We start from the raw sequence: 11118 nt of genomic DNA, 5'->3' as shown, positions 1-11118 counted from the left end.
TCACCCCGGGGTGACGATCGCATGAGGAGCACGCACGAGTGAATCGGGAGGAACGTCCGACGTCACGAGTGCCCTTGCACCCACGACCGAATTCGCGCCGACGGTCACTCCCCGAAGGACGGTGGAACCGGCGCACAGCCAGACCCCGTCCTCGATGACGATCGGACCGTTGTCGAATTCGAAGGTCGGTGAATGCCTGTCGTGGCTTCCGGTACACAGATATGCGTACTGCGAAACGCAGACATCCGAGCCGATGACGATCTCGTCGATGTTGTAGAGATCGGCGTCTGTTCCGATCCACGAATCGTCGCCGATCGTAAGCTTCCAGGGCCATTGGACATTCACGCGATGCTTGATGAGCACGCCGGTGCCGATCTCGGCTCCGAACAAGCGCAGAAGGGGGCACCGCAGGCGGGCCGGACACCACACCCGGGTGAAGATCAGCGCCGATACCACGACCCAGAGGGCCTGGACCGCGAAGCCGCGGCCCTTGTCGTAGGAGTGACCTCGGCGGGATCGCAACGATCGCTTCGATTGTGCAGCGGACACACACACCTCCGCAGGGCACGGCACTACACTTCGAGAGGGTACGCCGTGTTCGGCTCCGAGCGAGGGGCATTACGTGACAGATCTCGCGAGAGCATCCGTCCGCACCGTTGCGGAACGACGGACCGCCCACATACGGGTGCTGGCCCGGGTACTGCTGTTGGCCGCCGGTGCCACGTCGGGCATTCAGCTGGCGAACTTCACCGTCACCGGATTGTCGCTGGTCTGCCTCCTGCTCGCGCCCGGATTCCTGCTGATGAAGCATCGGGGAGTCGACCTGCTCCCGATCGTTCTGGCGTTGGTGGGATCGTTGTCGTTCCTCGCCTCGTGTGCCGTCAACGACGTAAGCCTGCTGTGGCCGAATGCAACTGCGTTTCCGGCAATTCTGCTCTACCTTGCCGGACTGACGGTCCTCACAGCGCGTTCGATCGACGCGATCGCCACGGTACTCGCCGGAATCGCCGTCGGCACAATGTTTTTCTTTCTCACCCAGGGAATCGAACTGACCCGGACCGGGAGCATCCCGGACCTCTGGAAATACGGTATCGCTCACGCGGTGACGATTCTGGTGCTCTTCGGGATGACGACAGCCCGCGTTCATCCCCTGCTGCAGGGGGCGACACTCATGATGCTGGGGCTGGCGAGCCTAGGGCTGAATTTCCGGTCCCACGCCCTGGTGTGCCTGCTCGCAGGCGTCACGGTCTGTACTCGGCAGATCCTCGGCTCCCGGATCGGGCGCATCTGGCAGTTCCTGGGAATCGGTGCGTTCGGACTCGTCTTCGCCCAGGTGATGCCGATCGCCGCGCGAGCGGGGCTTTTCGGGGCCGCGTTGCAGCAGAAGACACAGGAACAGGACGCCACGAACCTGCCGTTGCTGCTGGCCGGACGCACCGAACTGCCCCTGAACATCACGGCGATTCTCGAGCGTCCGTTCCTGGGATGGGGCAGTGCGTTCGACCTGACTCCGGACTTGTATACGCAGGCCGAGCACCTGGCGATCAGGATGGGCTTCGACCCCGGGTTTCCGTTCGATCTCTACTGGCGCCTACCGCCGAGCGACTACTCGGCAACACATTCGATACTGCTGGGTTCGTGGGTGGAGGGCGGTGTCCTTGCGGTTCTTCTGCCGCTGTGGCTGCTGGTCGCCTGCCTCGGCGTGGTGTGGAACAGCTCACGCTTCGCGCGGTGGGCGCCGCTCGTGGTGACAGTGGCGTTCCAAGGAATCTGGGACCTGCTCTATGCGCCCTGGACGTACAACATGATCGCGGAGTTCGCGTGCATCGCGCTCTTCTACTGCGCCGTACACTTCCGCCGGCCCGTATCCGGCGCACCGGATTCGTCGTGAAACCGACTGTGAGCGTCGTGATTCCCACCCTGTCCAGGCCTTCTCTGGATCGGGCGGTGAGATCCGTGCTCGAGCAGACGTATCCGGTCGAGGAGATCATCGTCGTGGCCGACACCGACGTGCCGGTGGCATTGCCTTCCGACGACCGCATCACGCTGCTCCGCAGTGGAGGTCGAGCAGGTCCGGCGCGATGCCGGCAGGTGGGTATCGACGCTGCCCACGGCACAGTCATCGCGCTGCTCGACGACGACGACGAGTGGTGCCAGGTCAAGCTCGAGCGTCAGCTCGCAGCCGTCGCGACCGATGTGGAGGACGGGACACCTTGGATCGCATCGTCACGGATGGTCGTGGTCGGACCGGGAGACCGGCGGCGCATCTGGCCGCGCCGCCTGGTGTCATCGGACCAATCCGTCGCGGAGTATCTGTACCGGTTCAACGGTTTCACGGTCGGTGGCGCAACCCTGCAGACCTCGACGCTGTGCTTTCCCAAAGAGCTTGTGCACGTCGTGCCGTGGGACGCGGATCCGGATGCACCGCACGAAGAGGCGAGCTGGCTGCTGCGGATCCGGCGTGCTGTTCCCGAGGTGCGTCTGGTTCACCATCCCGAAGTGCTGAGCACCTACAACGTGGGAGACCCATCCTTCTCCCGAACTTCGACGGACCGCACCGACGAATATCTGGCCTGGGGACTGCGGTATCTGGGCGGGGAATCACCGCGTGTGCGCGGTGACTATCTCAGTACGAGTCCGGTGAGTGCAGCGGTGTCGGCGCGGTCGCTTTCCGGAGTGGGACGCTCGACGTGGTCGGCGATCCGATACGGGAGGCCGGGGCCGTTCGCAGTCTCGTATGCCATCCTCGGTGCCGCACGCACGCTCGTACGCGCTGTCCTCGCGCCGGTTCGATGATGGCGACGGGCGGCAACCGTCTCACGCACGACGAACGGCGTGCACTGGTCCGCGGAACGCTCTACCGCATCGTGGGCACCCCGGTGGTAGCCATTCTGGGGCTGGCCAACACGGCTGTGATCGCGCACGAAACCGGGTCGGCGGTCTTCGGATTGGTATCACTCGTCGCCACGATCACGTTGCTGGTGCCGTTCGCCGACCTGGGTATCGGCGCGACGGTGCTGAGTGCCGGTTCGAGGCTTCAGGACAACGGCGACGATCCAGGTGCGGCCGATGTGATCCGGCGCGCCTACCGCGTCCTGTTCGCTGTCGCCGGCACCACGGTGGTTGTCGCCTTGATCGTGATGGCACTCGACGGCTGGACGGTGTTGGTGGGCATCTCCACCGGCCCGGCGGACCGCTGGGCGATCACGGTCGCAGCCTGCCTGTTCGCCTTCACGATTCCTGCCGGTCTCGGGTTACGGATCCTGATCGGCATCGGCCGGATTCCTTCGGCGACAGTGATCCAGATGAGCTGCCCAGCCGCTGCTCTGGTCATCACCCTGGCGCTGTACGCAATCGGAGCGGACGAAATCTGGTATGCGGTCTCGGCGTTGGGTGGCCTACTCGCCGGACAGACCCTGGGGACCGTACTGGCGCTACGCGCGAGCGGCCTGGGATGGTCGGCCTTTGCTCAGGTTTCTGCATCGAACACCGGAACCCGGCTGCTTGCGGGGAGTGGATGGTTGTTCGTCGTCGGAGTAGGTACGGCGGTCGGATTACAAACCGGCCGGGTGCTTCTGGCGCATCTGTCCACTCCGGCGGACTTGTCGGAGTATGCGGTGATGGCGCAGATCTACGGTGTGGTCTGGTCGGTGATCTCGACGGCCGGACTGGCCTACTGGCCGGTTTTCGTGAAACGGCAGGACGCAGCCGAGGAGACGATTCGGATGTGGTGGCGGCTCACCGCCATTTTCGCTGTGGGTGCCGCGGGCGCAACCTTCGGAATGGCATTGCTCGGTCCCTGGGCGGCGGGGGTCCTCTCGGGTGGACAGATCGACGTGTCGGTTGCGCTCGCACTGGCGTTCGGCCTGTTACTGGTTGCTCAGGCCGTACATTTTCCGGCGAGTGTACTGCTGGTGATCCCTGGGGAAGCCAGGTGGCAGGCGTTGTGGACGGTCGTGTTGGCGGCGATCGGCGTGGGTCTGGGATGCATGGTCGCGGGACCGTTCGGCGCTGTGGGCGTCGTGTGTGCCGCGGCCCTGGGCGTCTACCTCGCGCAGGTGGTTCCGGATCTCGTGTGGGTTCCTAGGCTTGTTTGTCGTCGGATGTCCGTCGGTGCCGAGCGAGCGGGGTCGCAGGTGGCGCCACGACGGTCGTACCGAGTGGTACGTCGTGAATCACGGTCGCGTTCGCACCCACAGCTGCCCCGTCGTGCAGGGTGACGGGCCCGATCACGATCGCTCCCGCTCCGACCCGTACATCGTCGCCGAGAGTCGGTCGTCCCCGCGCGTTGTGACCGATGGTGACCTGCTGGTTGATCCAGCAGTGACGTCCGATCGATTCGGCGGTCACGATCGTGCCGACACCGTGCTGGATGAACAGGCCCGGCCCGATCCGGTTCGCTTCGAGGGTGAGAGTCGGTGCCGGGCGGTACACCGCGCGCATCAACATCTGCAGCAACAGTGGGGTGGAGCGAAGACGGAAGTGGACGAGCGTTCGGAACTCGGTGAGCGCGCCGGACAGATAGGCGAACCGTGAATAGTCGTCGAGTCTCAGCAGATCGCCGTCGTCGATACAGCGCATCCACCAGGCGACGTCCTCGGCGATGGTGTCGGCTGCGTCGGAGTGGGCGCCGACCCACCACAGCGGGTATGCCCAGATTCGCGCACACCGTATGAGCAACGCCCGGTTCCGTTGCATCGTCCGACCTTCAACATCCCGGCTCGAGCTCGGCCTTGAGGAATCCCGCTGTCTGATGCACGTACTCGGAGGCCCATCGCCAGGGCGGGAGATCGGCAGGGCTGGCGATCATGATCAGTTCACCGTCGAAGCAACGCTCGAGGATGAAGCGGGCACGGGATATGTGCGGCACGAACGTCACCACGATCACCCGATCCCAGCCGTACTGCTCGGCCAGTCGGCCCAGTTCTCGTGCTTCGCCTCGTGTCGTCGGTGGATCGGGAAGGAAACAGTTCAGTTCGAAGCGGGGAAAATCCTTTCCGCAGTTCTCGGCCGCCCAGTCTTCGCCGGGCCCGTCGGGGTGGGACAGAACGACTCTCGGAGCCCACCCCTCCATTCCGAGTTCGACACCGAGAAGATGACGGCGCCAGTCGTCTCCACCGAGGACGAAGATCGCGTCGGCGGGACGCAGCGAATCGATTTGTGGCCGTACATAGACCGGCAACCCGGCAACCAGTGAGGCAATCACCAGGAAACAGATCGATGCCGCCGCGAGTCGGAGGCGAGAGCGGTTGTTTCGAAGTCGCACCCACGTGTTCTCCGTTCCGAGCCGAGGGCAGTGACTCCCGGCCAGTCTAGCGCCGGCGCGACGACGAAGCTTTCGGTTGGCTGCGAAAGAGATACGGCGAGGAAGGCTCTCACGATCGGCAACCGTCGAGTCGGGATCGACCTATCATGTGAGGGTATGGAGCCAAGCCACATGGCGTCTCCTCGGCCGGACGTGTTCTTCGGGTTCTCGTACGAGATGTTCGATGACGCGGTCGGGCGTGAATTCTGCCGGCCCCCCGACCAGACGCTGCTCGCCCTTGCTCACGACGCGCGCGTCGGCAGGTTGATGGTGGCCGATCCTTGGCGTTCGTACGTGGTGTCGACCGCGCGGCGCCGACCGGTTCGGCTCGTCGAGGACATCACGGTGGCAGGCCGTGACGCGATTCGTGTTCGGCCTCACAGGCTGCGGACCGCGGACGCGACCGATATCGGTACCGTCGAGCGCTCCTATCGACGCTACGGTGAGGTCCTCGGTCGCGCTCTGGCTCGCAGTCGCGGTGGGCGGGAGCCCGTCCCGGATTCGGCGGCCCTGGTCACCTATCACCCGTTCGCGGCGGCATTCTGCGACTCTGCGTGGATCAGCCGGATCGTGTACTTCGGACAGGACGACTGGGCGACCGGGGAGGGCGTCGCCAGATGGTGGGACGTCTACCGGGAGGCCTACCGGCGCATCGATCGTCGTTGTGCTGCGATTTTCGCGGTGTCCGAGGAACTGGCGGACCGCCTGTCGCCGCGAACGGAGGTCGTACCCAACGGTGTGATAGCCGATGTCTGGCGCCCGAGGCGCCCTGCAGCCGATCGGATCGCGGCACTGGCCCGGCCTCGCGTGGTCTACACAGGCACGATCGACGATCGCCTCGATCGTGCCTTGGTGGAATCAACGGCGAACACGGTGGGTTCCGTCGTCATGATCGGCTACCCCGGGGACCCACAGACCATCGAGTGGTTGCGCTCTCTCGATCGTGTGCACGTGTTCGACCCCGTGGGCCAGGACGAACTGGCCGCGATGGTTCAATCCTGCGACGTCGGAATTATTCCGCACCGCGACGACCCCTGTATCCGGGCGATGTCGCCGCTCAAGCTCTACGAGTATCTGTCCGCGGGGCTGCCCGTACTGTCGGTCGACCTTCCACCCGTCCACGGCGTCGACGACGAACGGGTGTGCGTATGTCGGCGCGAAGATTGGATGAGTGCTCTGACGCAGGTCCTGGCGATGGACCGGGCGACGGAGCAACACCGCCAGGCGTTCATCGACGCGGTTTCGTGGGAACAGCGGATGCGACCGGTGGTGGACGCCGCGATCGGCTAATTGTGAGTCGACTCTCGCGGGACCGGTGTGGGACGGTCCTCGACGCCCAGCACCCGTCCGATCATGTGCCGAAGCTCGGCGTACTGCGCCGGATGGGCAAGGCGCAGAACAACTCCACCTGTAGCTGCGGCCGCAAGCGAACCGAACCCGAGCACCACGAGTTCGTGGTCCGGTACAGCGACGGCGATCAACAGGTACGTCGCGCCGACCCACGTGGCTGTGTGGGCGCCTGGACCCAGTAGTCCGATCTGGTCCCGCAGACTCACAGCGAGAAGCCGCCGCCGGATCAGCCACTCGACCGGGACGAGGAGCGCGGTGGCGAGACTGTACCCTGCGGCGACCCCGAACGGGCCGAACGGCAGTCCCGCCACGATCCCCGCAGTGGACACCGCGGTGGTGAGCCAGGCGTAACGAAGGTTGAGGGAGGCGTGCCCGAGTCCGAGCATCAGGGGTGCGGTCGACGGCTGATAGATCGCCTGCATCGCTCCGGCGAGAGCGAGAACCTGGATGATGGGCACCGCCGGATTCCACTCGGGACCGAAGAGCACGAACACCAGTTGGGGCGCCGCCACGGCCGCGAAGGCCATGACGGGCAACGCCAGTGTGGCATCGGTACGGGTCGCTCGTGCCAATTCCCTCCGGAGCGCGGCGAGATCGTCTGCGAGCCGGGAGAAAACGGGAAACAGCACTGCGCCGACGGTGGTGGAGGCGAGTTGGACCGGCAGCAAGAGCAGCCGATACGCCAAGCCGTAGAAGGCAAGTGCCTGAGGTCCGTGGAAACGCCCGACGAGTAGATTGTCGATGTTCCGCGCCACCGAGTTGACAAGAATTCCCGCCGCGAAGGCTCGCAAGGAGAATGCGGCGATCTCTCTGAGGCGACGAAAGTGAAGGTTCGGCCACCGCCCGGCTCCAACCAGGAGAAATGCCACGAACAACACGATATCGGTGACGAGGATCTGCACCACGAGCGCCCAATAGCTTCCCCCAGCGAACGCAACGAACAACCCGGCCGCTCCGCCGGCCATCGCTGCTGTGATGTCGGCGATCCCTATCCTGCGAAACTCCATGTCGCGTTGGAGCATCGCCCGCGGGGTGATGGAGGCCGCGCGGATGATCAGGCACGGCGCCAGCGCCGCGAGAACTACGGCGAGCTCCGGTGTTCGCATGAAGGAAGCCCACAAGGGAGCAACGGCGATGGTGAGGAGGGTGAAGGCTGCTCCGACCCCCAGGTTGACCGTGACCACAGCGCCCGGCATGTCGGGTTCCACGTGCTCACGCTGGATCAGTGCGCTGGAGAAACCCTGATCCAAAAGCAATCCGATCACTCCGATGTACACGAGCGCCTGCGCGACGATGCCGAAGGCCTCGGGACCGATCAGCCTGGCGAGCAGAATCGCGAACACCATCCGCGAGACTTCCCGCCCCACCATCGAAATGCCGCTCCAGCGGATTCCCCAGGACAGACCACCGTCGGCCATGGTCAACTCCCGAGCGACCGGGACCACGACCGCTGGCTCGACAGGTCAGATCGAGGCGGCGAGTTCGTTCGACCGATCGAGTTGTTCGATGATCCGGGCAGCGGCACCGTCGCTCCTTCCCAGATTCCAGTAGGTGATTCCGAATCGATCGCGCCACTCGCGTAACTGGTCCGCACATCGGATCGCGGTACCGGTCAATACGGCCGGCGAGCCCGCCAACATCTCGGCATGGGCTGCGACGCGGGCTGCCCAGGACGAACGCTGTGCCGACGGGAAATCGGTGACATCGACGTGGTAGCAACTGAACTGGAACGCAGGAGGGGGACGTCCCGCTGCTGCGGCGGAAGTTCGGACCCGGCCGACCTTCTCTGCGATCCGGACCGCGGTCAGATCTGCGACCGCAGCATCGTCGATCGCATTGTCGTCCATTCGCGCATGCAGCCCGACGATGTCGGCGGTCCGGCCCGCCAGATCGAGCATCCGAGGCCCTCCCGCGCCGACAAGTATGGGAGGGTTCGGCCGCTGGACGCATCGTGGAAGCGCCTCCATGCCGTTGATGCGATAGTGATCGCCGACGAAATCCACGGTGTCCGTGGTGAAGTACCGACGAATCACTTCCAATGCCTCGGACAGCCGCGCGACCCTGGTTCCGCCGTTGTGGAACGGGATCCCCAGGGTCGTACAGTCGCCTTCCTCCCAGCCGGCTCCGATGCCGAGCGTGACGCGCCCGCCGGAGAGAACATCCATCGTCGCGATGTTCTTCGCGAGGAGTGCAGGGTGATGAAGGTCGTTCGGCAACGCGAGCGACAGGACACGTAGCCGCGACGTCGATGCAGCCGCATACGCCATCGCTACGAGAGGGGACAGTTGCCATCCCCGGGTGACGTGCTCGGAGACCGAAACGGAATCGAACCCCATGGATTCGAGCCGGCGAACCTCGGACACCCAGGTATCGCCGTCGCCCCGCAGGCGCGGCATCGGCGCGATCATTCTGAGCGAGTCGGACATATTCCTCCTGCACTCAGGTGAGGGTCTCGCGCGCCCGGGCGAACCGATCTTCGTACGCCCTCGCGATGTCGTTGTCGACACGTTCGAAATCCCTGATCCGGAGGAAATCTCGCAAGGATGTCCCCGTGCACGCCGAATCGATGTTCGGAGCCTCGCGCCGGCGAACGACGTCGTCGAGATGGACGGTGCGGAAATCGATACTGAACCGGGTCCGGCCGGATGTGTTCAGCACGGTCGAATGCAGTTGATTCGCCGAGAACAGCATGACCCCGCCGGCTTCCGGAACCACACGGACCTGGGGGTCGAGTTCGATCGGTTCCTCCGGCTTGGGCTGGTCTCGCGTATCCGTCCTGATGTGTTGTGCAGCCGTGTGTCGCGACACCCGGTTCCACTCGTAGTAGTCGTATCGTGCGGATCCGTTGCGCACGGGTCTGCTCCAATACTGCGGGTGGAATGCCATGACGTTCTCCGGGACGACCGGGTAGATGGGGATCCACCAGTTGAGCTGGCTGAACGGAGCCGAGTACCAGGTATCGCGATGAGGGTGGAAGGCGTAGGAGATCCCCGAATCGAGATAACCGTTCGAGGTCGAGGTGCGCAGCCGGGGAACATCGAAGTACGTCTTGTCGCTGTCGCAGTGGAATTCGGTGAGCAGATCCCGGATGAGCCGCTTCGACTCCGAATGGTGGATGAATCGAGGTTTCAACTCGGCGAGCAATCGAGCGAAGTTCTCGACCGTCATCCGGTGTTGCGCGGTCTGTGGATCGAGTTCGCCGAAGGCTTGTTCGATCAGTGTGCGAGCGTGTGTAATCAGCGCCAGGGACGCCCGGCTTGCCGGATAGACCAGAACTTCGCCGCGGTACAGGCGCTCCCGCCGTTCGTCGTCGGTGATTGCGGGGTTGGAGTGGACTGTGGTCATGACGCATCCAGCCTTTCGCACCGGGACGGCAACCACGCTCCCGCGGTGTCGACCCTCCATTTTCCTGCCAGGGTGGGATACCGACGCTCGACCTCGGGCAGGAGATCCACGAGGGTCAGCACCACCCGATCCGGTTCGGCGGCGACCAGTTCCTCCGGCGAGATGATCGGGACGTCGGTACCCGGCATCCGGCGGCCCTGCTTTCCCGGTGACGCGTCGGCCACCGCGGTCACGAGTCTCCGGTCGATTCCCGCGAGATGAAACAATGCCACCGCGCGGGAGGCCGCACCGTACGCATATACCCGGTTACCGAAGCCGGTTTCGTTCTCGAGCCACGCGCGCAGCGAGCGAGCATGGTCGTCGGCCGCGTGCTGCAAGCCGCGAACGGCACACGGATCTGTCGCCCCGACTTCGTCGACGATGACCTGCTGCACCGAGTCGCCGGGCGTCCCGCGTCCGTGCGCGGCCGCGAGCAGGACCGTGCCGCCGTACAGGTCGAAGGTCCACGCGTCCACGGCTCGCATGCCGGCATCATCGAGCAGCCGGACCAGTGCGGATGCCGAGTAGTAGGCGAAGTGGCCGTGACGCAGTGCATTCCATTGCGCGAGCCTGACAATCGTGGCCAGTGAGTGGAACTGCAGCAGCAGCAGTCCGTCCGGTGCGGTCGCCGCGGCTCGTTCGGCGAAGGCCGCACGTTGATTCGGATCGTGCATGATGCCGAAGCTGTCGATCACGATGTCGGCGGGGTCGTCATGCACGGTGAAGCCGTGTTCGGCGAGGAGCGGCAACCACGTCCCTCCGTGTGGACTTCCGTATTCGCGGACCGTCCTGCCCCGGAGCCGACCGGATTCGTGGACCCGCCGAACCGCTTCTGCTGCCTGGTCCTTCAGTGCTTGCGGTTCGATCCCACAGGGTTCGGCGGTGGTGGTGTCGTCGTCGGCGAGTTGTGCGAGGCCGCACACGGTACACATGTCCATCGCGAGGAAGTGGGAGGCCTCGTCGTCGCGGACGGAGTCGGTGATCCGGGGGAAGTCGTCCGCCGCGGGGACCCGCCCGAGATCCAGTACTCGCTGCAGATCCGGCATTCCGCATCCCCGGCATGCGTTCATGGGACGATC

General features: G+C 64.8%; 10 protein-coding genes and 1 pseudogene. 4 read left to right on the top strand and 7 right to left on the bottom strand.

What is annotated here, in order from left to right:
* Window positions 1-549 (bottom strand): WcaF family extracellular polysaccharide biosynthesis acetyltransferase, encoded by a 549-nt coding sequence (locus ACN675_RS03360; protein WP_420749505.1) that lies wholly within the window; start codon window positions 547-549, stop codon window positions 1-3.
* A 73-nt stretch (window positions 550-622) separates the two neighbouring features.
* On the opposite strand from ACN675_RS03360, the gene ACN675_RS03355 reads away from it, so the two are divergent.
* The 3 genes and pseudogenes from ACN675_RS03355 to ACN675_RS03345 form a co-directional block, all read left to right on the top strand.
* Window positions 623-1891 carry a hypothetical protein gene (locus tag ACN675_RS03355; RefSeq protein ID WP_420749504.1) on the top strand — a complete coding sequence of 423 codons (1269 nt, stop codon included), beginning with the start codon at window positions 623-625 and terminating at the stop codon, window positions 1889-1891.
* Window positions 1822-2796, top strand: a complete 975-nt coding sequence (locus ACN675_RS03350; protein WP_420749503.1) for a glycosyltransferase family 2 protein — start codon at window positions 1822-1824, stop codon at window positions 2794-2796. The genes ACN675_RS03355 and ACN675_RS03350 overlap by 70 nt, the downstream gene beginning before the upstream one ends.
* A pseudogene (locus ACN675_RS03345) lies at window positions 2793-3683 on the top strand (oligosaccharide flippase family protein); the annotation flags it as partial. The gene ACN675_RS03350 and the pseudogene ACN675_RS03345, both read left to right, overlap by 4 nt.
* A 400-nt stretch (window positions 3684-4083) precedes the next feature.
* On the opposite strand, the gene ACN675_RS03340 reads toward ACN675_RS03345, so the two are convergent.
* Both ACN675_RS03340 and ACN675_RS03335 read right to left on the bottom strand, forming a co-directional pair.
* Complete coding sequence (locus tag ACN675_RS03340; RefSeq protein ID WP_420749502.1) at window positions 4084-4698, bottom strand: serine acetyltransferase; 615 nt, start codon at window positions 4696-4698, stop codon at window positions 4084-4086.
* 10 nt (window positions 4699-4708) lie between these two features.
* On the bottom strand, window positions 4709-5206 hold the full coding sequence (locus tag ACN675_RS03335) for a YdcF family protein (RefSeq protein ID WP_420749501.1): 498 nt from the start codon (window positions 5204-5206) through the stop codon (window positions 4709-4711).
* Between the two features lie 231 nt (window positions 5207-5437).
* Here ACN675_RS03335 and ACN675_RS03330 point away from each other — a divergent pair, with 231 nt between their 5' ends.
* Complete coding sequence (locus ACN675_RS03330; protein ID WP_420749500.1) at window positions 5438-6595, top strand: glycosyltransferase; 1158 nt, start codon at window positions 5438-5440, stop codon at window positions 6593-6595.
* On the opposite strand, the gene ACN675_RS03325 is transcribed toward ACN675_RS03330, so the two are convergent.
* The 4 genes from ACN675_RS03325 to ACN675_RS03310 are packed head-to-tail and all read right to left on the bottom strand — an operon-like array spanning window position 6592 to window position 11109.
* Window positions 6592-8073: a lipopolysaccharide biosynthesis protein gene (locus ACN675_RS03325; protein WP_420749499.1), complete on the bottom strand. Its 1482-nt coding sequence runs from the start codon at window positions 8071-8073 to the stop codon at window positions 6592-6594. The two genes, ACN675_RS03330 and ACN675_RS03325, sit on opposite strands and share 4 nt — an antisense overlap.
* A 45-nt stretch (window positions 8074-8118) precedes the next feature.
* Window positions 8119-9081, bottom strand: a complete 963-nt coding sequence (locus ACN675_RS03320; RefSeq protein ID WP_420749498.1) for a TIGR03621 family F420-dependent LLM class oxidoreductase — start codon at window positions 9079-9081, stop codon at window positions 8119-8121.
* 13 nt (window positions 9082-9094) lie between these two features.
* On the bottom strand, window positions 9095-10000 hold the full coding sequence (locus ACN675_RS03315) for a hypothetical protein (RefSeq protein ID WP_420749497.1): 906 nt from the start codon (window positions 9998-10000) through the stop codon (window positions 9095-9097).
* A complete protein-coding gene (locus tag ACN675_RS03310; protein ID WP_420749496.1) occupies window positions 9997-11109 on the bottom strand; it encodes a methyltransferase domain-containing protein in 1113 nt (370 codons plus the stop codon). Before ACN675_RS03310 ends, ACN675_RS03315 begins: the two co-directional genes overlap by 4 nt.
* Window positions 11110-11118: the final 9 nt, after the last annotated feature.

It is taken from the genome of Rhodococcus sp. O3 (assembly GCF_048897285.1).
GTDB lineage: Bacteria > Actinomycetota > Actinomycetes > Mycobacteriales > Mycobacteriaceae > Rhodococcus.
This window is presented reverse-complemented; position numbering and strand designations above follow the sequence as displayed.